Source organism: Saccharibacter sp. EH611, assembly GCF_009834765.1.
In the GTDB taxonomy this organism is placed as follows: Bacteria; Pseudomonadota; Alphaproteobacteria; order Acetobacterales; family Acetobacteraceae; genus Saccharibacter.
Genome location: NZ_WVHP01000025.1, coordinates 141,917 through 166,631, shown reverse-complemented (window position 1 = coordinate 166,631; position 24,715 = coordinate 141,917). Strand labels below are relative to the sequence as shown.

The window sequence follows — 24,715 nt, the reverse complement described above, 5'->3', positions numbered from 1 at the left end:
GCCTCCATAATGATGGGGAAGAGCCCCATAAAACGACTCTTTCATGGTAAATATATTTCACACTATTTTTCAAAGTGAAAATAGCATATAATACTATTTACTTTTGTTGTTTGTGGATGTGTGTTTCGATAACGTCCTTATTATTCAGCGTGTTAATGAAGCATATAATGGGATCGGAAAGTGTTTCTAACGTGCCTTTACCCAAAAAATACAGCATCCATAAACGAACATAAAATCATCCTCCTAATGAACTGCGGAGTATGCTTCTTTGTCTCTATTCTTCTCGTTGTGAGTAAATGAAAATTAGTATAACGAACATGAATTCATCTTTTAATTTTCTCTGATGCCATTGGATCATATGGGATTAATAAATTTTCTTCTATTATAGAATTGATTCTATCAAGATAATAACTTTCATTCATCATCACATTAATACAACTAAATATTTTATCGCTATCTTCCTTATTATATAAATGACTTAATCGATTTATGTTTTCAGATACTACGCTAAGATATGTATGACATAATGATGAAAAAACATCCTCATTCATGATTTCTTTATCAACATCAAAACCATTTTTAGGAGAAAAACTCTTATATTTACTTATATAATTAAATAGTAATTCCTTCCAGTTTCCTCCAGGGAATCCCTTTATACCCATTTCCAATGCAAGTTCTACAGAATATACAAATTGTATAAATTCCTCTGTTGAAAATTCATTTTCCTTTATTCGTTTTTTTATATCATTCATTCTGTTTTTTATAGATGATATAAATGAATATTTAGAACCATAAACGTCAATATTCTCATGAACATTTATATCTACAATATCTAATAATTCTTTAACTTCTTCTCTCTTGCCAAAGAGAAAGTATACCTCCTTCAATGTTGATATATAATTCTTATTTGGATAATCCTCTTCCCTTATTTTCTGAAGCATATCATTTTTATGAGGTTTATTCTCATAAATCTCTTGGAACTTCTTATAAGCCGCAAAACGCTCTTTAAAGAGATTAAGCTTATACGCATTTGCGTTGATCTTTTTCTGTGATCGCGCCACCCATAACGCTGCACCAGCAATGAGAATGCTGAAAAGAGAAGCCCCTAAAGGCGCAAAATCCTTAAGCCCTGTCACGAAAGAAGAATAAGAAGAGGGTGAAACGCAGGATAATACCGTGTTGTGGATGGAACATATGGTCTGCATGATGCTTTCAACCCACTCCTCATTCAAATATAATCACGCATTAGCGCCTCTTATAGCATCCGATATGCCAATGACCTCATAATATTTCCTCGCCCTTTTACGATCATGTTGGGCAGCTAACGAAGCTCAGCATTTCATAGGTAAGCTCGCGTTCTTTCATTCTCTTTGGCTGAAAGGTCTGTGGATCTTCTGGAAGACGACACGAAATCACGTCCAATCCCGACGATAATAAGCGCACTCAACTTTCCTACAGCCGCCCTGACGGCCAAAGCCTTTGGAACCTACGTCGATACGCAGAACCATTTCCTCCAATTATATAACCACATCCTTATATTGATAAAAACGAAAAAAGCTTGTCTGATGGCTTATTCCCCGCTACCACCATCTCCCCGCTGTCTCATCAGGCGATGGCTGAGCGGCGATGGTGGCCATAACGAAGCGCTGCTTCTTTTCCTATGGCACGATGGATAAATGTTGAATATAGTGTAAAACGACACTCAACCGTTGAATGGTACATGCTCATGACCCGGTCTCCTTCTTTTAATCGCCGCCGGTTTCTGAACTTTTCAGCCGGCTTAGCAGGCTCTGCTTTGCTGTCCTCCGCTTATGCAGCCCCCGCCCGTGTGCTCAAAATCGGGATTATGTCGGGCGAGGACGAAGATATTTGGCGCGTCGTTGCACAAAATGCAGCCAAGTCTGGGCTGACGCTCAAGGTCATTCCGTTCTCTGACTATAACGCCCCAAATGAGGCTCTGACCGAGCATGAGCTGGATGCCAACGCGTTTCAGCACCGTCCCTTTATGGACGCGCAGATCAAAGCGCATGGTTATGAGATCACCCCGGTTGGGAACACCTATTTCCAGCCGATTGGGCTTTACTCCCATAAATGGCATGCCATCGCAGACCTCCCTAAAGGAGCCACGATTGGGGTGCCCAACGACCCCAGCAATGAGGGCCGCGCGTTGCGGATGCTCCAAACTTTGGGGCTGATTAAGGTCTCTGCCGATGCAGGGCTGTTCCCCACCGCGTTGGACATCACCGACAACCCACGCAACATCACCGTCCAAGAGCTAGACGCGGGTATGGTCGGGCGTTCTTTGTCAGACCTTGATGCCGCCATCGTTAATACCGATTGGGCCCGTAAAGCCGGGATTGACCTCGTTAAAGACCGGATCGGTGTTGAGGGGCTCGCCAATAACCCATACGTCAACTTTATCGCAGTGAACACGCAAGATGCCAACGCCGCTTGGGTAAAGCCATTGGTGGAGGCTTTCCATCAGCCTAATGTGCGCCAATCTATTGACGACCTCTTTCATGGTACGGTCTCGCCTGCATGGTCATGAAAGCCCCCATTCTTGAAAGCCGTCACGTCACCCATCGTTTCGGCGGCCAAACCGCGCTGAAGAACATCTCTTTTTCCATCGAAAAAGGCGAGGTTGTTGGTGTGATTGGCCGCTCGGGTGCTGGGAAATCAACACTGCTGCGCTTCCTCTGTGCGCTTGAGACGCCTGAAGAGGGGCAGATCCTGCTGGATGGGATCGACCTAACCAAACAGCCTGAAAACCGGCTGATTGAGATACGCCGTCATATTGGTCTGGTCTTTCAGCATTTTAACTTGCTGACCTCCCGCACTGTGGCCAGCAACATCGCCCTGCCGCTCCAAATTGCAGGCCGCCCACGTCGGGAGCAGCAGGAGCGTGTCAACGAACTGCTTGAACTCGTTGGATTAGCGGGTTTTGGAGAGAAGTACCCTTCCCAGCTCTCCGGCGGGCAAAAGCAACGTGTGGGGATTGCCCGCGCGCTTGCCGCAAACCCGGCCTTGCTTCTGTGTGATGAAGCGACCTCGGCGCTAGACCCGGAATCCACCACCTCCATTCTTAATCTGCTGACCGACATTAACCGTAAGCTTGGCCTGACCATCATTATCATCACCCATGAGATGGATGTTGTGCGTCGCTTTGCCCGCCGCATTCTGGCCTTAGATCATGGGAAGCTGATTGAAGATGGCACGTTAATCGACTTCCTCAGTGATGGTGGGCAGAAAAAGACCCTCCAACCCTTACTGGCCGATATTCGCCCCAAACTGCCCAATGATATTGCACAGCAGATGTGCGAAACCGACTCCCCCGGGGCTGCGATTATCATGCGCGTTGTCCATAGCGGTGAAGGCGTGATGCCCCCCTTCTTTGGGGCCTTAGCCCAACGCTTCACCCTTGATGCCGCTCTGCTGCAAGGCGGGGTGACGACCATTAGCGGCCAACCCGTTGGGGATATGATTGTCAGCCTCCGCGGGGAACGCCGCGATGAAGCCGTTGAATTCGTGAAAGAGCTCGTTAAAAGCATGGAGGTTCTGGGATATGTCCCCCATCATCCTTAATGTCATCCTCCACGCCACCCTCCAAACACTGGAGATGGTCTTTGCTTCTACAGCGATTTCGGTGCTGGTGGGGCTGCCTTTAGCGGTGTTCATGATCGTAACCGGGCCCAATGGGCTCTATCGTTTACCGATCATTGGCCGTCTTGTCGGCATCATCGTTGATGCATTGCGCGCCGTCCCCTTCATCATCCTGCTTGTGGTGCTGATCCCCGTTACACGCTTTATCGCGGGCACGTCTTTAGGCACAGAAGCCGCCATTGTGCCGCTGTCGATTGCTGGGATCCCCTATTTCGCTCGGCTTGCCGAAGTGTCCTTACGGGAAGTCGATATGGGGCTTATTGATGCGGTAAAAGCCATGGGCGGCACACGTCTGACCATTATCCGCTCGGTGCTCATTCCCGAAGCCCTTCCCAGCCTCATCGGGAGCTTGACGGTAACCCTCATCACCATGGTCAGTGCCTCCGCTATGGCCGGGGCCATTGGGGCTGGTGGCTTGGGGGATCTTGCCATCCGCTACGGCTATCAGCGCTTTAACACGACCGTCATGATGGATGTGGTCATCGTCCTCATCATCATGGTGTTCATCATTCAAATGGTGGGCAACAGCCTGACGCGCTGGCTGCGTCACTAACACCGCCACGAACAACCATGACGCGATAAAAAAGGGGGCGTATCCGGGACGCCCCCTTTTCTTTAAGCGCTCAAAAAGGCGCCTTTACGCTTTCTCAAGTGCCTGCTCAAGATCAACGAGAAGATCGTCACCATTTTCAACACCCATAGACAGACGTACGGTTGCGTCTGTTACGCCAATACGGTTACGCACCTCTACCGGCACGCCAGAATGGGTCATGGTTGCCGGATGGCTCGCCAGTGATTCCGTCCCGCCAAGGCTGACGGCCAGCTTCATGATCTGCAAGGCGTTTAAGAACTTAAAGGCTGCGTCCTGCCCACCGACAATGTCGAAGGAAAAGGTTGAGCCAGCCCCGCTGCATTGCTTCTGGTACACATGCCCTTGTGGGGAGTTCTTGTCATAGAAAGGTGGGTAATAGACCTTTGTCACCTTGGGATGACGCTCTAGGAAGGCCGCCGCTTTCTCCGCATTGATCGCCGCACGCTCCATGCGCATTCCCAGCGTTTCAAGCGAACGTCCCAGCATCCAGCAGCTATGAGCATCCAACTGCGTGCCGATCGCACCACGAAGCTGACGGATCGGCGTCATCATCGCTTTTGAGCCCATCACAGCGCCAGCCACAAGGTCGGAATGACCGCCCACATATTTCGTGAGGGAATAGAGCGACAGATCCGCCCCATGTTCCAATGGATGCTGATAGACCGGGCCGAGCAGCGTATTATCGCACGCCACAAGCGGACGATAGCCCTGCTTATCCTCAATCTTCTCTGCCACACGACGCATGAGGGCAATATCGACCAAGCCATTCGTTGGGTTAGCCGGCGTTTCCGCAAGGATAATCGCTACACGCCCTTCAGCCATGGCTTTTTCGGCGGCTTCTGTTACCGAGGCTTCATCCACGCCATTGCCGAAACCCACGGCTTTAATCCCGAGGGAGGCCATCGTTTTGCTCAGCAGCGTTTCCGTCCCACCATAAAGCGGCTGGGAGTGCAAAATGACATCACCCGGACGCGCATACGCCAGCAAGGTTGTCGTAATGGCGGACATGCCGGACGAGAACACCGCCGCATTCTCCGTACCTTCGTAGATCGCTAAACGATCTTCCACAATCTCGCTATTGGGATGGTTAAAGCGCGAATAGACCAACCCCGCGCCCTTACCCTCAGGCGGTTGCTTACGACCGGACACGTAATCAAAGAAGTCGCGCCCTTCTTCAGCGGTCGGGAAAACGAAGGTTGAGGTCAAAAAGACCGGTGCCTTCACAGCCCCTTCTGATAAAACAGGGTCATACCCATAATTAAGCATCTGTGTATCAGGATGAAGGCGATGCTCACCGATGAAAAGTTTATTATGATTGGATTCGGCCATGTCACTTTCCTCTTTAGGATATAATGGTTGCTTTATAAGCTCCCATGACACACTCTACGGGTTCTTGTGAAGGAGAAAACGATGGTGCAGCGCCCTACCCTTCTCTGGTTTCGTGATGATTTACGCCTCGACGATCATCCAGCCTTGTATGAAGCCGCTCAAACAGGGCGTCCCCTTCTCTGCGTCTTTGTCCTAGAAGACGACCAAACAGCGCTGCCTCCCCTCGGTGGTGCAGCCCGTTGGTGGCTTCATGGGGCGCTCTCCTCCCTTCGTCACGCGCTAGAAGAACGCGGCGGCACGCTCCTTACCCTTCGAGGAAAAGCCGAAACTCTCATCCCCGCTCTCGCCCGTGCCACACAGGCCGCGAGCGTGCATACCCATGCGCGTTTCCACGAAAATGAACGCACGCAAGAAGACCGTATCGCCCAAGCTCTGCCGGATCAGGTCGCTCTGCATAAATATTGGGGCACGGTTCTGCTCCCCCCCGAGGCCGTTGCGACCAAAAGCGGGGCTTCCTACCGTGTCTTCACCCCTTTCTGGAAAGCCCTTCAACAACACCCGATTCCGACGCCACTGCCCATTCCACGCACGCTTCAGTTCTTCGCTCTTCCGGACGACGTGTTGTCAGAACACCGCTTCGATGAAGAAACATTACGCCCCCACCATCCCGACTGGGCCGAAGGCCTACGTGAGCGTTGGGACACCTCCCTCACCGCGGCTCATGAGCAGCTTGATGATTTCATCACTCACGACCTCGCACATTACGAGACCGACCGTAATCTTATGGGGCAGGAAGGCACGTCATGCCTCTCCCCTCGTCTGGCCTGGGGGCAACTGTCACCCCGTCGGGTCTGGCATACCGTGCGCCAAAGCGGCAAAAGCCAACCCGATACGCGTTGCTATCTCAGCGAGCTCGCTTGGCGCGACTTCGCCCGTTACACGCTGTATCACACGCCCGATCTCCCCTTCCGCAATCTTAATCAGAAGTTTGACCGGATGCCTTGGCGTAACGACCCCAAGGCTCTACGTGCGTGGCAAGAAGGCCGCACGGGCATTCCCATTGTTGATGCGGGCATGCGTGAATTATGGCATACAGGCTGGATGCATAACCGCGCACGGATGATTGTCGGTTCATTCCTCACCCGTCATCTTCTGATCCATTGGCGCGAAGGAGAGGCTTGGTTCCGCGATACGCTCATTGATGCCGACCACGCCAGCAATAGCATGAACTGGCAATGGGTCTCCGGCACAGGTATTGATGCCACCCCCTTCTTCCGCATCTTCAACCCCACCTTGCAGGCTGAAAAATTCGACCCGCACGGCGATTATATCCGCACATGGGTGCCTGAACTACGCTCTCTTTCTGGAAAAGAGCTCCGCGAACCTTGGACGGCGCCCAGCCTCTTTAAGACCGACTACCCCGCCCCCATTATAGACCTCAAAGAGGGACGGGCTCGAGCGCTGGCTTTTCTGAAGAAAACTTGATAGGGATGACGCGTTAGCACGCTAACACCTCTAAGAGCAGGAAAGAACCTTGAGCGATACCCCTCCTTCCTTATCCATCGTCGTTCCATGTTATAACGAAGGTCAAGTTTTTCCTTACTGTCTTCGGCATTTAGAAGGCGTGCTTCGTGAATTAATAACGGCAGAAAAAATATCGCCTTCAAGTTACATTCTGTTTATTGATGATGGAAGCAAGGACACAACTTGGCAACAAATTCATAAGGCCACACAGCGCTCTTTGTCTCCTTCAAATCCTGCTGTTCACGGAGTAAAGCTTTCCCGCAATTACGGCCATCAAACAGCATTGATGGCTGGCTTATCTCGAGTTAACACCGATATCAGCATTAGTATTGATGCTGATCTACAAGACGACATACACTGTATTGCGCTCATGATCGAAAAATACCAGCAAGGCAGTGATATCGTTTATGGTGTAAGAAAAGATCGTTCAAATGATACGATTTTTAAACGTTCTACAGCCGAGTTATTTTATAAAATTATGGAACTTATGGGCGTAAAACAAGTCTCCAATCATGCAGACTTTCGCCTCCTCAGCCGTCGCGCTTTACAGGCTTTATTATCCTATAAAGAAAATATGCGTTATATTAGAGGCATTGTCCCTCTCCTAGGATACCCTTCTGAGCGGGTTTTCTATAAACGCAAAGAGCGCACCAGCGGAGAAACAAAATATCCGCTTTCAAAAATGCTCAGCCTCTCTCTTGAAGCGATTACGTCGCTCACCATTACCCCCCTTCGCGTTATCTCCGCTCTTGGACTTCTCACATGCTTGTTAAGCGGCGTAGGAGGTGTGTATGTCTTAATAAAGGCATTGTGTGGAGCGACCTTACGCGGCTGGGCTTCTATCGAACTCTCTATTTTCTTCCTTGGTGGTATTCAGCTTCTCTCTCTCGGTATTATCGGAGAATATGTTGGACGGATTTACCTCGAAACCAAAAAAAGACCCTCTTACTTCATTGAAGAAGAAATATAATATGACATCTAAAAAATTCTACACTCTTTCATCTCTTTTTTCTCTTGCCCTTACGGTACTGTCTGTATGTTTCTTTGTAACACAAGAGCAAGATATTTACTCATTTGATGATACACTCTATTGGGGAAAGTGGGAAAGATTTTCGTATGAGCTAACACATAATCCTCTTTATGATTTAGGAAAGATATTTTCTTCTCTATGGAAGAGAGAATATAACTTTCTGCCTGTTATCCTTCCATCTATCTTCTACCATTTTCCTATATATTCAAGGCTCGATTATATACTCTCTATATCTATTATATATTTTATTCCTTCTGTTATATTGTTCTCCTTTTTTCTAAACAAGATAAAAGAAAACCATTATTTAAGTGCAAGCTCTTTCATATCTGTTCTTTTCCCACTTACAACAGCGGCTTTTCTTGCTCCGACACTACGCGGCTATCCTGATATAGGAGGGCTCTTTTTTATCATCCTCGCTCTTTTCTATAGTTTCAAAATAAATCTCACTATCCCTCAAAATATTAAACATTTGGCGATATTAAGTGTCCTTTTGTGGGCTGCCTTCGCTTTCCGGCGATGGTACCTCTACACAGTCATTTCAATGTACATCACCATTCCTGTAACCTCTATGATTCTTTATAGTACGAAAGACAGTATAAAAGACGCAAAACAAGTCATTATTAACATCATTAAATCTGGATTTCTCTTCTTAGCCTTCCTCGCTATTTTCCAAGGGAAAGTGCTTTATACAATTCTCACGTTTCCTTATGGCCAAGCGTACTCTGCCTATCAAATGGGTTTCCCATATTCTTTTGCTTATACCATTCACCATATTAGCTTCTTTATTATCTTTTCTTCTCTTCTAGGTGCTCTTCTTGCGTTGCTATCTAAGAATAGAACCTATATTGCCTTAGCCACCGCCTGTATTTTCAATGAAATTATCAGCTTTTCCCTTTTTACACGTACCCAATCACCTGGTGTGCAACATATTATTCCCTTCACCTTATGGGCGACATTGCTAGCTTGCTTTGCCCATATGAAAATTCTTGATAGCCTCAAGCTGAAAACTATACGCATACTTTATGTCTTACCTCTCACTCTTCTACTCTCTTTTTCGTGGTATAATGCTTTCTTTATCGAAAAAGACCATCCTATCGATTCATACCTTTCTGCAAAAACTCTTCCGTTCCATGTAGATCACTACCAAAATTACCTCAAAATGGTTAACGATATTCCAAATATACTTGGTCACAACAAACGTATATTCATACTGAGCTCGAGCCATACTGTCTTAAACGATACAACCGTTACTCACCTTCTACATGACCAGATGAGCGACCAAATATTCTTAACCAATCATGTAGATTGGCGTGACAGGATCAATACCGACATTATAAAAGCAGACTATATTCTTGTTGTAGACCCTATCCAAACTCACCTTGTCCCGACAAGACAGCGCATTATTACAATCCCGGCCTATGACCTGCTACATGAACGTACAATAGGTCATGCTTTTGAGAAAACACCTTATATTTATCAACTGAATAATGATGCCACAGCCTATCTCTATAAAAAAATACGCCCTGTCTCCAAACAAGAGATACACGATTTCCTTGATGAACACTTCCTCTATTATCCTCAATGGCGTGCACAATATAATGTAGATTCTCTCTACATGATGCAGTCATCACATTGATCTGATATGCAAACAGCACGCCTTAGCATCATCATCCCGATTTTGAATGAAGTCGATAATATTCGCCCTCTTGTTTCTGCTCTTGAAAAAGCGCTCTCAACGCTTTCGTGGGAAGTCATCTTCGTTGATGATCATTCCTCCGACGGCACAATGAACGTTGTGCGCGCCCTCGCTCAAGAAAATCCCCATGTAAGAGGGCTTTGTAGGATTGGCCGTAAAGGGCTTTCTTCTGCTGTGATTGAAGGCGCTATGAGCTCTTCTTCCCCCTTCATTGCCGTTATGGATGGAGATCTTCAGCATGACGAAACCTGCCTACTTCCTATGATGCACGCTCTAGAGACAGAAGGCTACGACCTTGCCGTCGCCAGTCGTTATGTCGCCGGGGGAAAGGATAGCGGCCTCGCCCATAAAGGGCGACGCTTTCTATCTCAGGTCGGGTGCTGGTTCATTCGTCTTATCTTAAAAACGCCCTTGTCAGACCCGATGAGTGGTTTCTTTGTCATTCGGCGTAAGCATATTGATCAGCAGGTGGAAAAACTCTCCGGAAAGGGCTTTAAAATTCTTCTTGATATCATACTAGCAAACCCTAGCCCACTCCGTACTAAGGAAGTCGCGATGGTCTTCCGGCCGCGACAACATGGACAAAGCAAACTAAACTGGAAGATCATTCTTTCATTTGGCAAAATGTTACTCCATCATTTATGGATCAAATTTCCGTCTAAGACATAACAGCATCGCCACATTAGGCATGCACTGCCCCCTTAAATAACGTGAGGCACTCGTAAAATCTCACGTCCTGCGAGAAACCTATCTCAGCTGAGATAATCATCCAAGAACGGTGCCGTCAGCGTACTTTTCGCATCTCCTGAGGACTCGTTTTTTATGGCACTTCTTGTCATACTCCTGTGCAGAATACAGGCAATACCTCATCAAAAGAAGCTCGTATGACACGCAAAAAATCCCCTGCGTTATCCGAACCCGCCTCTTCCCAACGCCCTCAATGTTTTGTTGTCATGCCCATTGCCGATATGGAGGGCTATGATCCGGGACATTTCGGGCGTGTTTACCGCAATATAATCATTCCCTCTTGTGAAAAAGCAGGCTTTAACCCCATCCGTGCAGATGACGTCAAACGTACCAACCTTATCCATGTCGATATTCTCAAATATTTGCTAAGCGCCGAGATGGTGATCTGCGACCTGAGCGGCCGCAACCCAAATGTTTTATTTGAGCTTGGTTTACGCCAAGCCTTCGATAAACCAACCGTGCTTATGCAAGAAAAAGGTACGGCTCAGATTTTTGACATCAGCTCTCTGCGTTACACTGAATATTCTCGTCATATGCACTATGATGATGTTCTGGACGTTCAAAAGAAACTCACCAACAGTCTTGAAGAAACCTATGCGCATCGTGATGATGACAGTAACGTCAACTCCCTCATCCGCCTTCTCTCACTCACCGAGCCCGCACAGCCCAAACCACCCAAAGACCCACAAGCCGCTCAAATGAGTATGATTCTATCAGAATTACAGGATTTGAAAGGGCTGATGCAGGCTACAGGGACGATGGCTGGGCAGAGAACCTTGCGAGATACCCAGCAGGAGGATCAAACGGAAAAGCTAGAATATTTACTCAAAACCGCAGAAATAGCATTTCAATCGTATACTGAAAGTTCAGACCCTACCATTATAAAGGACACCATTAATAATATATTAATATGCCACAAAGAAGCTTCCACTCTTGCTGAGAAAAATCCTTCTCTCAAAAGCCTACATGTAGTCAAAAAGATTGAAGAATACCTAACTAGAATAGAAAACAAGACATTATCTGGATACTAACGAAACATCATTTTATAAGAGGGGAACATGGTGAACCGGCTGGGACTCGAACCCAGGACCATTCGATTAAAAGTCGAATGCTCTACCAACTGAGCTACCGGTTCTCCGTGTGGGGCCCTATCTACGGGAAGCACCCCCTAGCGTCAAGGGGGCTTTCAAAGAAAAGTGATTATTTCTTTAAAAACTCTCAGAGCCTTTCTTCCTTGTCGCCATAGAGAGTAAGCTGTTCACACACTTCCCACAGAACCACATAGCCCTGATAGTCACGATCACTATCCGTTACCAAGCGTCTCTCATAGAAAACAACGACGACACTCGTACACAAAAAGGGCCTCTCCACACTCCCTCGTTGGGAACGCAGTGAGAGGCCCTTATTTCAGCGATCAGCCTATCTGTTCATACAGAACAGGCCAACGCAATAATACTTTCTTACGCTTCGATATAAGCGCGTGTGATATGATCTGGCTCACTCACCATGCCGGAAGCACCAGAGCCACGTTTGACTTTATCAACATGCTCCATGCCTTCGATGACCTGACCAGCAATGGTGTATTGCCCGTCTAGGGATGGCACTTTGTCGAACATGATAAAGAACTGACTGTTCGCGGAATGAGGCTGCATGGTGCGGGCCATGCCGAGCGTGCCACGTTCAAAGGACGCCTCGCGGGTGAACTCAGCAGGCAAGTCAGGATAAGAGCTTCCGCCAGTGCCCGTGCCGGTTGGATCACCACTTTGGGCCATGAAGCCTTCAATCACGCGATGGAAGGGCACGCCATCATAAAAGCCTTCGCTTGCCAGAAGCTTCAGGCGCTCAACCGCCTTAGGGGCGAGGTCGGGACGTAAGGCGATTACGACCTTTCCTTCTGGCAATTCCAACACTAATTTATCACCAGACGCTACGGTATGTTCTGTCATGGTTCTTTCCTTTTATATTTCACGCCGCACGCGCTTATGAGCGTCCAAGCTTGTGGAGCACACGTGCAGCGACATCAGCGCTCACGAAAGGGGAAATATCCCCCCCTAACCGGGCGATCTCTTTCACAATACGGCTCGCCGTTGTGCGATGCTCTTCTGACGAGAGTAAAAACACCGTCTCAATCTCGGGTGCTAAACGGCGCAACGCCCCCGCAAGCTGGGTTTCAAAGTCGAAATCCCCTGCGGAGCGTAACCCGCGAATAACGGTACCAGCCCCGGCCTGATGCACTGCATCAACGAGCAAATTATCAAACCCCACCACGTCAATCCGAGCACCGTGAGGCAAACGAGACACTTCGTGGCGCACGCTCTCGAGCCGTTCTTCTAGGCTCAAAAGAGGCCGCTTCTCATCATTGACCGCAACACCGATCACGACATGCTCAAACAACGCTGCAGCTCGTTCGATCACATCCAGATGCCCAAAGGTGATCGGATCAAACGTGCCGGGGTAAAAACCGATGCGCGGGTTACTCATCCGCATCGCTTTCGGCTTTATCCTCTTGAGCCGGTGCTTTTTCTGCGTCAGGAGCCTCAGAGTCTGTATCTCCCGCAGCACCCTCAACGGCTTCCTCAGCATCAGCAGCGTCGCCGTCTTCCTCACTCTCCAGCACAGGGAAGACACTGATAACGCGCTCTTCCCCATTCACACGGAATAAGGTGACACCACCGGCCTGACGGGACATCACACGCACTTGCGCCACAGGCAAGCGAATCAAGCGCCCTGTATCGGTGACCATCATGACATCTGTGCCATCCAGCGTTGCCATCGTGCCGACCACTTCACGGCCACGGCGCGGCGTGCTGAACGTCATGTTGGTGATCCCCTGACCACCACGGCCAGATACACGATAATCATACGCAGAGGAACGACGACCAAAGCCTGTATCGGTGACTGTCAGCAATAGCTCTTCCTGAGCTTCCAGCTCCGCGAAGCGTTCATCACTCAGCGCCCCTTCAATCGCGGCGCTGTCCTCTGTCTCGCCCGTGCTGTCCACGCTGTCTTCATCACCTTCGCCCAACTGAGCAGCCGCAGCGGCGCGACGGCGCGCATTGGCCATGCGTAGGTAGATCGCGCGTTCTTCCACACTTACATCAACATGGTTAAGCACACAGAGGGACACGACCTTATCGTCGGCTGCCAGCTTAATGCCCCGCACACCGGTGCTCCCACGCCCTGCGAAGACACGCAAAATATCATCAGTGATCTGGAAGCGGATCGCCCGTGCCTGACGTGTGGCGAGGAAGACATCCTGCCCTTCACGGCACGTCGCCACCCCAATGAGGGAATCCCCCTCATCAAGCTTCATCGCGATCAACCCAGAAGAACGAATATTGCGGAAGTCACTCAAACGGTTCCGCCGCACATTGCCGCTTGCTGTGGCAAAGACAAGATGGAGGTCGTCCCACAATGTCTCATCTTGAGGCAATGGCAGCACGGCGGTGATGCTATCCTCGCCCAGTTCTGGCAACAGATTGACCAGCGCGCGCCCCTTGGCTGTTGGCGCCGCTTCGGGCAGGTGCCACACCTTCATCCGGTAGGCTTTCCCACCGGAGGAGAAGAACAGCACCCATTGATGAGTATGCGCATTAAAGCTGCGCACCACCACATCATCACCGCGACGCCCGGCCGCTGTGCGACCACGCCCACCACGGTTTTGGGAGCGGAACAGATCCAGCGGCGTGCGCTTAATAAAGCCCTCACGCGTGATGGTCACGACCATCTGCCCTGGTTCAATGAGGCTTTCGTCAGATTGATCGCCCAACGCATGAGAAATCTCGGTCACGCGCGGTGTGTTCAACGCAGCACGAGCGGCTAGCAGCTCATCCCGCATGACTTCCATACGGCGGATATGGCTGCCTAAAATCTCCAGAAGCTCGGTAATCTTGGCACTTACCTCGTCCAGCTCACTTTGCAGCTTTTCCTGCTCAAGACCGGTCAGACGTTGCAGACGCAGCTCCAAAATGCCGCGTGCTTGCGCCTCGGTGAGATACACACGCCCATCAATGATGACATTACCGTCATCATGAATCAGCTCCAGCAGAGGGGCCACGTCACCAGCAGGCCAGTCACGCCCCATCAGCTGCTCACGCGCTGTTGCGGCATCGGGAGCCGAACGGATCAGGGCGATGACCTCATCAATATTGGCCACAGCCAGCACGAGACCCACCAGCAAATGGCCCCGATCACGCGCTTTATTGAGGTCATGGCGTGCACGACGCATGATGACATCTTCACGGAAGCGAATAAACGCATCCAGCACATCACGCAGCCCCATCGTGCGTGGGCGCCCTTCATCCAGCGCCAGCATATTCACACTGAAGCTCGTTTGAAGCTGGGTGAAGCGATAGAGCTTATTGAGCACCACTTCCGGCGTTGCGTCACGCTTCAGCTCAATGACCACGCGCATGCCTGAGCGGTCACTTTCGTCGCGAATGTCAGAAATGCCCTCAACCTCTTTGCTGCGCACGAGGTCGGCAATCTTTTCTTGCAGCGTGGCTTTGTTCACCTGATACGGAATTTCCGTCACAACAATGGCGAAACGATCCTTACGGATCTCTTCCACTTCCGCACAGGCCCGCACAGGGATGGAGCCACGGCCCGTCTCATAGGCCTGACGGATTCCCTTGCGGCCCATGATCATGGCACCTGTGGGGAAGTCCGGCCCCGGGACGATCTCCATCAGCTCTTCCAACGTCATCGTTGGGTTCGCGATCAAGGCCAAAACGGCGTCAATCACTTCTGTGGGGTTATGCGGGGGAATATTGGTGGCCATCCCCACCGCGATTCCCGAGGCACCATTGACCAGCAAGTTCGGGAAGGCTGCCGGCAGAACCTGCGGCTCGCTCTCGCTTTCATCGTAGTTCGGCTGGAAATTGACCGTGTCGCGCTCAATATCGTCAAGCAAGAAAGACGCGGACTTCGCCAAACGTGCTTCCGTATAACGCATGGCAGCCGGGCTATCGCCATCAACAGAGCCGAAATTTCCCTGCCCATCAATGAGCTTAACGCGCATCGACCAATGCTGGGCCATACGCACCATGGCGTCATAAATAGAGCTATCACCGTGAGGGTGATATTTACCCATCACGTCACCAACCGCGCGGGCTGACTTACGGTAGGCTTTATCAAAGGTAAACCCGCTCTCCCGCATAGCGTAGAGAATACGGCGATGGACTGGTTTAAGACCATCACGCACATCCGGCAGCGCACGTGAAACAATCACGGACATCGCATAGGCCAGATAGGAGGAGCGCATCTCCTCCTCAATGGTCACTGGAAGGCGGTCAGAAGGCAGAAGATCGTGCGGCTCGCTCAAAACAGGTCCACCAGTTTCTAAAAGGATGACAGGGGACGGTCAGTATAACCTATTCCCTCGCACAGTGCCAGTTCAGAGCGACAGGAGAAGAAGCGTCTCTTATCCCCCCTTCTTTGCTCACCTCATCATAACATCAATGCCCCGTCGTCCCTCCTCCTTACACACACTATAAACAAGGGGGAGGGCACCTCACTCTAGTTCCTGTTGGCCTTGAGTAAGACATCAAGCAACCTCACCATTCATCATGAGCCCGCTTTCCACGAAGCCCAACGCCGCTCATCCCCTAAGAAGAGAGCCCCCTAATCAGTGAGGCAGGCACTCAGCCGCGCCCCCCACAACGTGACAGGCAAAGCCTGCTGAAAACGGGGCTTGGTCGTCTGAACTCTTTCCCGGCTCTCGTTGTTGCACAGCATGGTCATGCATCCGAATAACGTCACGCACACGCTCTGGTTCAATCCCCACAGTAGCCGCCCAATCATACCATGCTTTATCAACACACTGCGCTCGCGCACTATATGAGCGCTCAGAAGAGCATGTTGCGAGCGCTTCATCACGCAGTTCTCTATTACGATCAGACGATGCTCGCCCCTCCTGAACGTCCTTCTGATCAGCGGCGAGCGGGCCATCCCATGACGTATGACGTTCTTTAAGCTGCTCGGCCTGAGCCTGCGCTTCCCACAAACGCACATTAGCCGCTTTTGCGTCAAACTGGCCTGTGCGCTGCTGTTCGTCCGCTAATGTCAGGTTTATCTTCAATACCGGTGTGAGATCAGACAAAACGTAACCACCTGCGCGCCGCGCCCAAGCGACATAGGCCGTATTGTGACACAAAGCCTTATAATGTGGCGTTGGGGCCTTAGAGCCATCATAATAAGACGCGCATTGGTTATCCTGCCATTCTTTCAGCCAATCTTTATTGATCCGACTATTCGCCCGCGCAGGGTCAGGAAGATCTAACGCGCTCATTTCCATCACCACACGCCACTGTAGCCATGCCTCTTTAGGCGCTAGAATCCCCTGCTGCGCTTGGCTTAACAGCCAGTGATTCTGTGCGAGCACGGCTTGAACCATCGCAGGACGCATCGGCCCACCCGACGCCCAGCGTTGGAAGCTGCCATTCTCACACTTTTCCAAATCGTCCCACTGCGCAGCACGGCCTCCGCTTCGCTCATACCGGGCACGGCATTGTGCGATGTCATCGCGCGTCGAGCGCACAGGGTCACTGCCATCTTGAGGGTCTTTCCGCGGGAAGAGAGCGCGAATATTCTCTTCAGCTAAGACCGGAACACACGGGAAAGAGAAAATCGCACATATCGCATTTTCTCTCGTGCTCATCCGTTGCGGCGTGACAAAACCCCGCTCTGCCCCAGCACCATCGTTAAGACCTGCATTATGCACCCCCGCATTGAGGCAGCCTGTTAATAAAGCCGCCGCCCCAAGCGACATAATGAGTGACTTAACAGTGTGTATGGTCGTCATAAATGGCCGTCTCTTCACTCAATAACAAACACGCCTCATCCAGCATGCTTAACAACGTCTTTGATGTTTGCAGACAACCATTCTTCCGTCCCTCTGGCAATGGAGAAGATACCTCCCCCTCTCAGTTAGGCGTACAGCGCACAGATGAACCAACATTATCGCACGTAAAGCCCCTTGAGCGCGCATCATCCAGCGCGCTGGAAACTTCCGACCTCACAGCGGATTTAATCCGATCCACTTGCTCTTGCTCTGCGGCCTCCCGACGTTGCTCTTCCTCTTGCGCACGCTCTACTTCACGCTCCTGAGCGGCTTGGGCTTCGGCTTGCTGCTGCGCTTCCTTCGCTTGCTCTGCCGCAACCTGCCGCATATGAGCCTCATATCGTGCGACTGCCTCCGCTTTCACACGCGCTAATGCTCTCTGAGCTTGCTCAGCAGACACCGTGCCTTGCTCACGCTGCTGCGCGATGCTCTGCGTGCTATGAACCGCCGCTGTGATAATCTCAATGGGCACGTCACTGTCTTTTCCCCAACGATACCACGCATTGACCCCACATTGTTCCTGCGCATAAGCAGCAGCGATATGCGCGCAATGCCCCAACGTCTCGTCACGCACTTGCGCCTTATAGGCGGGCGAGGCATGCCATTCTGCTAATTTCTGAGCTTGAGCCTCTTTCTCTTTGTCTTCCTGCGCCTGACGAGCCGCTTCTTGCTCACGCTCACTCCTCTTAATATCCACCTGCCGTTGCGCCGATTGAAGAGTGGCTGTGATGTAGTCTTCATCATGCCGAGGGTCGCTCTCAAGAGCGCGATGAGCCTCCATCATGGGAGAGAGATCAGACGCTTGATAGCCCCCATAACGCCGTGCCCACGCTGTATAAGCCACCATACGGCATAGCGCCCTGTCATGCGCCACGGGTTCTGTATAGCCATCATACCGAGAATCACATTGCTCGTTCTGCCAGTCTTGTAGCTTATCGCGGTCAATCTCGGGATTGAGACGCTCTGTGTCCGTTATGGGCACCGTTGCCATTTCCATCGCGATATTCAGGCGTAACCACCCTTCTTCAGCGGTCATTTTCCCCTGTGATTGCGCCGTTATGAGAGCATGATTCTCTCGGTGCACGGCCTCAATCGCATCGTAGGTCAGTGGCCCACCTGCGGCCCATTGATCAAAGACATCATTTTCACACCGTTCCAGCGCTTCCCATTGCGTCGGCTGGTTCCCTTTTCCCATGTAGTTTACACGGCACTTTTGGATGTCTTCCCGCGTTGACCGCACGGGGTCACTCTCATCCTTCGGGTCCACCTTTGGGAACAATGTCGGGATGTTTTTGACGACCTCATACGGCACACAATACGGAGCCCATATAATACAGCCTGCAATTCTCCCAGCCGTCCCTCCTTTTTCCGCGTTTCTCTCAGGATGAGAACGCATCCCCGCACTCTCACAACCGCTGAGCAAAAAGGTAGCTCCGAGCAATAAGGCCGACCATTTTACGTTTGACATATTTATCATTTTATTATTCCATTATCAAAACTATATATGAGCCATTACCCTCGACCAATCCTTAAAACATCATCACTGAACCCAAGTACGCAAAACAGAGCTTTCCCCTGTATAATGCACTATTCCTTGCTGCCCAACACGTTGGGTGACCTCACTATGCGCCTGTTGCAAACGATCTAGAGATTTTTTCATATCGTAATGACCATCTTGTTCATCCTGCGCATTCGCAAGATTGGCGTCTAAAACGGGCGTTAAATCTGACACACGATAGCCCCCCATCCGACGCGCCCACGTAAGATACGCAATGTTATGACATAAAGCTCTATAATGCGGGTTCGGCGCCTCATGCCCACTATAACGACGCGCACAGGCCTGTTGTTGCTGCGTCTCTGCCTGATCATACTCGACCGCATAAGACGTGCGCTCTGGAGCGGAACGCTCAACGGCTGCCTTTTCCATCGCCAGCATAAACTGCAACCACGCTTCTTCTGCCGAGAGCCGCCCTTGTTGCGCCTGAGCCAAAAGAGCGTGATTTTGCTGAATCACCCCGTCGATCGTGCTTTTGTCTAGAGAATGATCAATCGTCCAGTACACAAATGACGACTTTTCACACGTCTCTAAGCCAGCCCATAGAGTAGGCTGGCCTTCCTTTCCCTCATAGCCTTTCCGACATTGAAGAACCGCTTCTTCCGTCGCTAAAACGGGGTCGTCATAATCAAGCGGTGGCTGAGTGGAGAAAAGCGGACGGTTAAGCGATCCGCCCACCCCTGTGCAGCCACTCATAAGCCCTGCGATACCAACCAACATGGCCAGGGATGTTCTTATAGACGAGGTTTTCTTCACGCTTCTCTCCTCTCATGAGGCCTTCATGCGCCAAGCAAAACAGCCTCTCTACTTTTGGAGAGTAACGAAACATCCCTTTTCTTTCCTGACAACTTAACATCTTGTAAATCAACAATTCTTACACATAATTAACGTGCAATCCATAGTGTAACTACCCAGAAATTAAGCCATCACGCCTCAGAAAAAATGATGACTACAAAGCACTCATGACCTTCCAATAGGATGAATATTTTACGTGATATTCTAAATATTCTCCGTATCACGCCATTATGACACGCCAGCATCTCTACATGACTGGAACGGCCAAAGGGGGGCTTGCCAGAGGACATCCCCTCCTGACACAGTGGCGCCTCTCTATGTCAGTCTCTTTGGTGATGATCTTCTCTGCCCATGCCCACTTCAGCGCCGCTCTGCACATTGCTTCCTTGGTGCCCACCGGAACACCTGCTCACCCTGTGCCATAACCAACCTCAGAGCGTCTTTCTCGATAGTGGGGGCGACCCCAAGCAAGACCGCCATCGATGGAGCATTCTCTGCCCACGCCCTTCGGCCTCTTTGAGTGTCCTTGGATTTGACCCTTCCGCCTATTGGAACACGCTGCGCCAGTTCTGGCGTGAGCACACACCCCCCGCCTCTCCTCACTGTAAGCACCTCCCCTTTAGCGGCGGCGTCATCGGTCTTGCCAGTTATGAAGCGGGCCTCGCCTGTGAAGGCCTGCATTCGCGCCATCCGCTGTCCACACCCCCCCTAACAGCACTCGCCTGCCGTGATCTCTTTGTGATTGATCGCCGTGAGCAGGCTCTCTGGTGGGTCAGCCCTGACGGCACGCCCCCGCCGCCTTTGCCTGAAGCCCCGCCACCCTCTTCCACGCTGCCGCCGTTGCGCTGGCAGGCAGACTATGATGAGCAAGCCTGGCATCACACGATTGATAAAGTGCGCGCCTACATTCAACAGGGCGATATCTTTCAGGCGAATATCACCATGCGCTGGCACAGCTCTCGCCCTGAACGGCTTGACCTTCTTTCACTGTATCAACGCATGCGCACGCGCTGCCCTGCCCCTTTTGGTGCGTGGTTCCATACCGCCAATACCAGCCTCCTAAGCGCGTCTGTTGAACGATTTTTAAGCCTCTCGCCTGATGGCACGATCGAAACACGCCCCATCAAAGGCACAACTGGGATTGACCCAGACCCAACGCGCAATGCGGCCCTGCGTTCCGCTCTGACCCAAGACACAAAAGAACTCGCAGAGAACCTCATGATTACCGACCTGATGCGCCATGATATTGGTCGCGTCTGTGCGCTAGGTTCTATCACAGTCCCGCAACTATGCGCGGTCGAACGGTTTGAGCATGTCCATCATCTTGTCTCTTCTGTTCAAGGCACACTTAAAAACACACTCGACGGGATAGACCTCCTCGCAGCAACAGTCCCGCCCGGTTCTGTCACCGGAGCCCCTAAACATCGCGCGTTAGAGATTATTGATGAGGTCGAGCGCTCATCCCGCGGGGCTTATTGCGGCACGCTGTTCCGTCTTGGGTGGGATGGCAGCCTCGACAGTTCGGTTATTATTCGCAGTATCAGCGCCACCGCTCACCAGCTTTCTCTTGGTGCAGGAGGTGGGATCACCTGGCCTTCTGATGCCCAGCGGGAATATCATGAAACCTTACTAAAGGCGGCCCCCTTGTTAGCACTGACGGAACCTTCCTCTTAACAACGGACAAGGCTTGTAGAGCAGCGCTCCACCACTCTTTACAACCTGATACCCAATCAAGAAGCTCGTTCTCCTTCATCGCTAACAGCCACCGCTAGCCTGACCTTACGGGTTGGGACATACCCCTCTCACCGGCTCTTTATCGCTCGCCACAACAGATAAACGCCCGTAGCCCAGCTTCTCTACAACCCAATCACAGGCTTGGAGAGCGTTCTATGTCACGATATACTTCCCTTCCGTTCCAAACCTAGCCCTTTTATCGCTCCATCACGGCTTCTTCCATGACCATCGCTGCGCCTTTTCTTTTGCTTAACCGCACCCTGCTTCCCGTTGATGAGGCTGGAATTACCCCTGCTGACCGTGGTTTTTTACTGGGTGATGGGCTGTTTGAGACGATGCGCGTTTCAAACGGTGAGGTTCCCCTCCTCGACCGCCATTATCAGCGCCTTCGCCAAGGCTGTGCTCTGCTGCGCCTTCCGCCGCCTGCTCTGGAAGATATGCGCCATGATTGCCGCACCCTCCTAGAAGCCTGCACCCTCCATGAAGGCTCTATCCGCTTCACACTCAGCCGGGGCCCCGGCCCTCGGGGGCTCACCCCGCCGCGAACACCGCAACCAACGCAGCTCCTCACCGCATCGCCTCCGCCGCGCACAGCCTCTGCACCAGTGCGCGTGCGTATCAGCACGCATCGACGCGATGCCTTATCGCCTCTCTGTCAGGTCAAGTCTTTGAGTGTTCTCCCCTCTATTCTTGCGCGCCTGGAGGCCCAAGAGCAGGGCGCTGATGATGCCTTAATGCTTAATCACCACGGCTCTGTCACCGAGGCCAGCGCGGCAACCTTCCTCGCTCATGATGGCACGCAGCTTATCACGCCCCCTCTCCATGATGGTGTTCTACCGGGTATTTCACGGGCACGCCTGCTGGAAGCTGGACACTGCTCTGAACGTTCACTCACCGATGACGCGCTCACCACTCTTCCTGCTGCATGGCTGGTCACAGCGCTGAGCCTAACGCCCATTATCGCCATTGATGACCATCCCTTACCTGTATGGGAAAATGAAACAGAACGCCTGCGCCAATTCCTCTACGGGCCTTCATAAGACCACTCTTCTATCCGCCGCTTTAAGCTGCATGGGCAACAATTCTGCTCCGACACGCTACGTTTATAAGAGGCTCGGTCGTGGCACATAACATGGCCATGAAGCATGGCCTCTCATACGCTGCAGCCCTCGTAAGACCTGTTTTAGTCAGCCCATACACGTACGATACCGCGTCACTGCGCTTGTTAGAAGATAACAGACCTATCATGGTCGTTTTATGGTTCGTCAACTCAGCTCTTGCATCATAGCGGCACTCCATAACGCTCGTTCATAACGTTATCATAACAGGGCAGATAGCCTTACTCACGATACCCCACCCATAGAGGTGCCTTGGCCACATGAAAAGCATGTGGCGTTCCATCCTGCCCATCGCCATCAAGCTGAGTGGGCACGTCTCCCGACGACATAACCCGCACTGAGGACGTGACCACCCCCTCAGACAGCCCCGGCACCATCATTGTTTTCTTCATCAACACACTCATGACGAGGCGTATTATCGTTCCAATACCTCGTTTCTTTATCAAAATAACATGAAAGCGCGCATGCCCCATCTGGCTGATCGGCATTATCTGATAGCTCCCCGCGTAAAAGCGCCCTTTGGATATAATAGCCGAAACAACCTGATGTACCGTTCCATCATCACAGATCACTTTAAAGGGACGCGAGCGATAAAACAGCGCGACCTTTAATGCACTCACACCATAGGCATAGCGCCCCATCCAACGCTTCAGCCGCAACGACACAGCCTGCACGATAGCACCATCCCACCCCAAACCAGCCATTTGCACAAAAAGCTCTGTCCTGTGAGAAAAAACAGCCTGACCGGGCCAGATCATGCGCGTGTCCCCACGCATAATATGCGCTACATTGTCGTGATCTTTTTGGGGAACTCCCCATTCATGCGCCAAGACATTCGCCGTGCCAATGGGATGCAGACACAGCACGAAAGGCGTGCCCACTAAGAAGGCTGCACAATCAGCAATCGTTCCGTCCCCTCCCCCAATGACATAATGGGTAAAATACTGTTCCTCCACAGCATGACGCATCTGCTTCAGAGCTTCTTGCCGGCTTGGACTGACACACAACGTCACATCAGCACCAGCACGCTCTAACAACCGCGCAAAACGCTGAACACGCTGGCGTGAAAACTGCCCCGCTCTAGGGTTTGCTAGAAAAAAGATACGCTTTTGCGTTGCAGACATCATAGGCCTCTAGGATCATACATGAGCAAATACCACACTACTTTCCTCTGCCACGCGCCTAAACTCACCAGAATTCCACGATCCTCCATTCAGGCAAACTAGAATGAATAGCCATTATGTAAAGGAGACACTTTCGTAACATTCAACCTCGTTGCCCATACGTATGACAGACAAGGGAAGCATTACTCGCCCCTTATCGCTTTTATAAAAGCCTTATGTCATTCTTTCCCCAAAGAACCGATCAGGGAGCATCATCATGGAGCCAACATTTCCCTTATTCTTCGTGATCTTACAATGGATCGCGCCGTTGACGGTCTGTGTTCTCGCGGGGCTATCGGGCTCTATCTGTGCCCAACGTAAGAACCGCCACGTCGCGTTATGGACGGTTCTCTGCTTTGCCTGCCCTTTCATCGTGATGTTTCTTGAGCTGCTCCCACCTAAAAACCGCGCTACCAAAGCCCCTAAAACAACACCGCGCTTTCCTCCTCTCGTAGAGTGGATTGGCGTTTCAGTCGTCTGCATCCTAACCATCCTTCTGGTTATCTCCCTTCTGATCGCCTGCTTAATTGCTCTATCCGCCTTGCTTTTGAAGAAATAATCCTAGGATGATCTCTCCATCACACTCCTTTCATCATAACAGATACACATTATGACGATTATTCTTTCCCTCCTCATCGGGCTGATCGCTTCTTACGCTGCTTATCTCTGCGCCCTGCGCAAGGGACGGCACGCTCGGCGATGGGCAATCCTCTGTTTGTTGGTCTCCTTTAGTCTCCTCTTCCTTGAGCTCCTCCCCAACCGCCGCTCCCCCACAGAACCGCCCTATCATTTATCGCCATTTCAACGCGTGATGGAGATGATCGGTATTGCACTCGTCGTCATCGTTATTGTGCTGGCTATTCTAGACTGTCTTGAGGTTCCTGTGCCTTTTCTTGACGGGTAATAGGCTGGCCCTCAGGGTTTTCCTCCC

At 51.1% G+C, this 24,715-nt stretch carries 22 protein-coding genes and 1 tRNA gene; 12 read left to right on the top strand and 11 right to left on the bottom strand.

Going from position 1 to position 24,715, the window contains the following annotated elements; translation table 11 throughout:
• Positions 1-323: 323 nt before the first annotated feature.
• Together GS535_RS10385 and GS535_RS11225 are read right to left on the bottom strand one after the other, a co-directional pair.
• Positions 324-1,136 (bottom strand): hypothetical protein, encoded by an 813-nt coding sequence (locus tag GS535_RS10385; protein ID WP_160792729.1) that lies wholly within the window; start codon positions 1,134-1,136, stop codon positions 324-326.
• A gap of 469 nt (positions 1,137-1,605) precedes the next feature.
• Positions 1,606-1,728: a hypothetical protein gene (locus GS535_RS11225; RefSeq protein ID WP_255428609.1), complete on the bottom strand. Its 123-nt coding sequence runs from the start codon at positions 1,726-1,728 to the stop codon at positions 1,606-1,608.
• On the opposite strand from GS535_RS11225, the gene GS535_RS10380 reads away from it, so the two are divergent.
• Genes GS535_RS10380 through GS535_RS10370 form a run of 3 tightly spaced genes read left to right on the top strand, consistent with a single transcriptional unit; the run spans position 1,727 to position 4,213 of the window.
• The gene (locus GS535_RS10380) at positions 1,727-2,548 is read left to right on the top strand and encodes a MetQ/NlpA family ABC transporter substrate-binding protein (protein ID WP_202401663.1); all 822 of its coding nucleotides are present in this window, start codon (positions 1,727-1,729) and stop codon (positions 2,546-2,548) included. The two genes, GS535_RS11225 and GS535_RS10380, sit on opposite strands and share 2 nt — an antisense overlap.
• Positions 2,539-3,582, top strand: a complete 1,044-nt coding sequence (locus GS535_RS10375) for a methionine ABC transporter ATP-binding protein (RefSeq protein WP_160792730.1) — start codon at positions 2,539-2,541, stop codon at positions 3,580-3,582. The genes GS535_RS10380 and GS535_RS10375 overlap by 10 nt, the downstream gene beginning before the upstream one ends.
• On the top strand, positions 3,563-4,213 hold the full coding sequence (locus tag GS535_RS10370; protein ID WP_160792731.1) for a methionine ABC transporter permease: 651 nt from the start codon (positions 3,563-3,565) through the stop codon (positions 4,211-4,213). Before GS535_RS10375 ends, GS535_RS10370 begins: the two co-directional genes overlap by 20 nt.
• A gap of 84 nt (positions 4,214-4,297) precedes the next feature.
• Here GS535_RS10370 and GS535_RS10365 read toward each other — a convergent pair whose 3' ends face one another.
• Positions 4,298-5,581, bottom strand: a complete 1,284-nt coding sequence (locus GS535_RS10365; RefSeq protein ID WP_160792732.1) for a cystathionine gamma-synthase family protein — start codon at positions 5,579-5,581, stop codon at positions 4,298-4,300.
• Between the two features lie 81 nt (positions 5,582-5,662).
• Here GS535_RS10365 and GS535_RS10360 point away from each other — a divergent pair, with 81 nt between their 5' ends.
• From GS535_RS10360 to GS535_RS10340, 5 genes are all read left to right on the top strand, one after another.
• Positions 5,663-7,066 carry a deoxyribodipyrimidine photo-lyase gene (locus GS535_RS10360; protein WP_160792733.1) on the top strand — a complete coding sequence of 468 codons (1,404 nt, stop codon included), beginning with the start codon at positions 5,663-5,665 and terminating at the stop codon, positions 7,064-7,066.
• 49 nt (positions 7,067-7,115) lie between these two features.
• Positions 7,116-8,075 (top strand): glycosyltransferase family 2 protein, encoded by a 960-nt coding sequence (locus tag GS535_RS10355; RefSeq protein WP_160792734.1) that lies wholly within the window; start codon positions 7,116-7,118, stop codon positions 8,073-8,075.
• Between the two features lies 1 nt (position 8,076).
• On the top strand, positions 8,077-9,771 hold the full coding sequence (locus GS535_RS10350) for a hypothetical protein (RefSeq protein WP_160792735.1): 1,695 nt from the start codon (positions 8,077-8,079) through the stop codon (positions 9,769-9,771).
• Between the two features lie 6 nt (positions 9,772-9,777).
• A complete protein-coding gene (locus GS535_RS10345; RefSeq protein WP_160792736.1) occupies positions 9,778-10,500 on the top strand; it encodes a polyprenol monophosphomannose synthase in 723 nt (240 codons plus the stop codon).
• Between the two features lie 284 nt (positions 10,501-10,784).
• Positions 10,785-11,609 carry a hypothetical protein gene (locus tag GS535_RS10340; RefSeq protein ID WP_160792737.1) on the top strand — a complete coding sequence of 275 codons (825 nt, stop codon included), beginning with the start codon at positions 10,785-10,787 and terminating at the stop codon, positions 11,607-11,609.
• Between the two features lie 28 nt (positions 11,610-11,637).
• Here GS535_RS10340 and GS535_RS10335 read toward each other — a convergent pair.
• From GS535_RS10335 to GS535_RS10305, 7 genes are all read right to left on the bottom strand, one after another.
• A tRNA-Lys gene (locus tag GS535_RS10335) sits at positions 11,638-11,713 on the bottom strand.
• Positions 11,714-12,038: 325 nt separating this feature from the next.
• Entirely contained in the window at positions 12,039-12,524 is a 486-nt protein-coding gene (locus GS535_RS10330) for a peptidylprolyl isomerase (protein ID WP_018980534.1), read from the bottom strand.
• Positions 12,525-12,558: 34 nt separating this feature from the next.
• Entirely contained in the window at positions 12,559-13,065 is a 507-nt protein-coding gene (gene coaD / locus GS535_RS10325) for a pantetheine-phosphate adenylyltransferase (RefSeq protein WP_160792738.1), read from the bottom strand.
• Positions 13,052-15,841 (bottom strand): DNA gyrase subunit A, encoded by a 2,790-nt coding sequence (gene gyrA / locus GS535_RS10320; protein ID WP_237442290.1) that lies wholly within the window; start codon positions 15,839-15,841, stop codon positions 13,052-13,054. The genes coaD and gyrA overlap by 14 nt, the downstream gene beginning before the upstream one ends.
• 363 nt (positions 15,842-16,204) lie before the next feature.
• Positions 16,205-17,380 (bottom strand): hypothetical protein, encoded by a 1,176-nt coding sequence (locus GS535_RS10315; protein WP_160792740.1) that lies wholly within the window; start codon positions 17,378-17,380, stop codon positions 16,205-16,207.
• Positions 17,381-17,501: 121 nt separating this feature from the next.
• A complete protein-coding gene (locus GS535_RS10310) occupies positions 17,502-18,896 on the bottom strand; it encodes a hypothetical protein (RefSeq protein ID WP_160792741.1) in 1,395 nt (464 codons plus the stop codon).
• Between the two features lie 63 nt (positions 18,897-18,959).
• The gene (locus tag GS535_RS10305) at positions 18,960-19,694 is read right to left on the bottom strand and encodes a hypothetical protein (RefSeq protein ID WP_160792742.1); all 735 of its coding nucleotides are present in this window, start codon (positions 19,692-19,694) and stop codon (positions 18,960-18,962) included.
• Between the two features lie 426 nt (positions 19,695-20,120).
• On the opposite strand from GS535_RS10305, the gene GS535_RS10300 reads away from it, so the two are divergent.
• Positions 20,121-21,443: an anthranilate synthase component I family protein gene (locus GS535_RS10300; RefSeq protein ID WP_160792743.1), complete on the top strand. Its 1,323-nt coding sequence runs from the start codon at positions 20,121-20,123 to the stop codon at positions 21,441-21,443.
• 281 nt (positions 21,444-21,724) lie between these two features.
• Positions 21,725-22,543 carry an aminotransferase class IV gene (locus tag GS535_RS10295; RefSeq protein WP_160792744.1) on the top strand — a complete coding sequence of 273 codons (819 nt, stop codon included), beginning with the start codon at positions 21,725-21,727 and terminating at the stop codon, positions 22,541-22,543.
• A gap of 299 nt (positions 22,544-22,842) precedes the next feature.
• On the opposite strand, the gene GS535_RS10290 is transcribed toward GS535_RS10295, so the two are convergent.
• Complete coding sequence (locus GS535_RS10290; RefSeq protein ID WP_160792745.1) at positions 22,843-23,748, bottom strand: diacylglycerol kinase family protein; 906 nt, start codon at positions 23,746-23,748, stop codon at positions 22,843-22,845.
• Between the two features lie 253 nt (positions 23,749-24,001).
• Between GS535_RS10290 and GS535_RS10285 the strand changes: the two genes are divergently transcribed.
• Both GS535_RS10285 and GS535_RS10280 read left to right on the top strand, forming a co-directional pair.
• Positions 24,002-24,343, top strand: a complete 342-nt coding sequence (locus tag GS535_RS10285) for a hypothetical protein (RefSeq protein WP_160792746.1) — start codon at positions 24,002-24,004, stop codon at positions 24,341-24,343.
• A 51-nt stretch (positions 24,344-24,394) separates the two neighbouring features.
• Complete coding sequence (locus tag GS535_RS10280) at positions 24,395-24,688, top strand: hypothetical protein (protein ID WP_160792747.1); 294 nt, start codon at positions 24,395-24,397, stop codon at positions 24,686-24,688.
• The last annotated feature ends 27 nt before the right edge of the window (positions 24,689-24,715 follow it).

Bases quoted from the DNA above. Each gene is read 5' to 3' on its own strand.
- GS535_RS10380 (WP_202401663.1), top strand. From the start codon at position 1,727: ATGACCCGGTCTCCTTCTTTTAATCGCCGCCGGTTTCTGAACTTTTCA.
- GS535_RS11225 (WP_255428609.1), bottom strand. From the start codon at position 1,728: ATGAGCATGTACCATTCAACGGTTGAGTGTCGTTTTACACTATATTCA.
- GS535_RS10375 (WP_160792730.1), top strand. From the start codon at position 2,539: ATGGTCATGAAAGCCCCCATTCTTGAAAGCCGTCACGTCACCCATCGT.
- GS535_RS10370 (WP_160792731.1), top strand. From the start codon at position 3,563: ATGTCCCCCATCATCCTTAATGTCATCCTCCACGCCACCCTCCAAACA.
- GS535_RS10365 (WP_160792732.1), bottom strand. From the start codon at position 5,581: ATGGCCGAATCCAATCATAATAAACTTTTCATCGGTGAGCATCGCCTT.
- GS535_RS10360 (WP_160792733.1), top strand. From the start codon at position 5,663: ATGGTGCAGCGCCCTACCCTTCTCTGGTTTCGTGATGATTTACGCCTC.
- GS535_RS10350 (WP_160792735.1), top strand. From the start codon at position 8,077: ATGACATCTAAAAAATTCTACACTCTTTCATCTCTTTTTTCTCTTGCC.
- GS535_RS10345 (WP_160792736.1), top strand. From the start codon at position 9,778: ATGCAAACAGCACGCCTTAGCATCATCATCCCGATTTTGAATGAAGTC.
- GS535_RS10340 (WP_160792737.1), top strand. From the start codon at position 10,785: ATGCCCATTGCCGATATGGAGGGCTATGATCCGGGACATTTCGGGCGT.
- GS535_RS10330 (WP_018980534.1), bottom strand. From the start codon at position 12,524: ATGACAGAACATACCGTAGCGTCTGGTGATAAATTAGTGTTGGAATTG.
- coaD (WP_160792738.1), bottom strand. From the start codon at position 13,065: ATGCGGATGAGTAACCCGCGCATCGGTTTTTACCCCGGCACGTTTGAT.
- gyrA (WP_237442290.1), bottom strand. From the start codon at position 15,841: ATGCGCTCCTCCTATCTGGCCTATGCGATGTCCGTGATTGTTTCACGT.
- GS535_RS10315 (WP_160792740.1), bottom strand. From the start codon at position 17,380: ATGACGACCATACACACTGTTAAGTCACTCATTATGTCGCTTGGGGCG.
- GS535_RS10310 (WP_160792741.1), bottom strand. From the start codon at position 18,896: ATGATAAATATGTCAAACGTAAAATGGTCGGCCTTATTGCTCGGAGCT.
- GS535_RS10305 (WP_160792742.1), bottom strand. From the start codon at position 19,694: ATGTTGGTTGGTATCGCAGGGCTTATGAGTGGCTGCACAGGGGTGGGC.
- GS535_RS10300 (WP_160792743.1), top strand. From the start codon at position 20,121: ATGCCCACTTCAGCGCCGCTCTGCACATTGCTTCCTTGGTGCCCACCG.
- GS535_RS10295 (WP_160792744.1), top strand. From the start codon at position 21,725: ATGACCATCGCTGCGCCTTTTCTTTTGCTTAACCGCACCCTGCTTCCC.
- GS535_RS10290 (WP_160792745.1), bottom strand. From the start codon at position 23,748: ATGATGTCTGCAACGCAAAAGCGTATCTTTTTTCTAGCAAACCCTAGA.
- GS535_RS10285 (WP_160792746.1), top strand. From the start codon at position 24,002: ATGGAGCCAACATTTCCCTTATTCTTCGTGATCTTACAATGGATCGCG.
- GS535_RS10280 (WP_160792747.1), top strand. From the start codon at position 24,395: ATGACGATTATTCTTTCCCTCCTCATCGGGCTGATCGCTTCTTACGCT.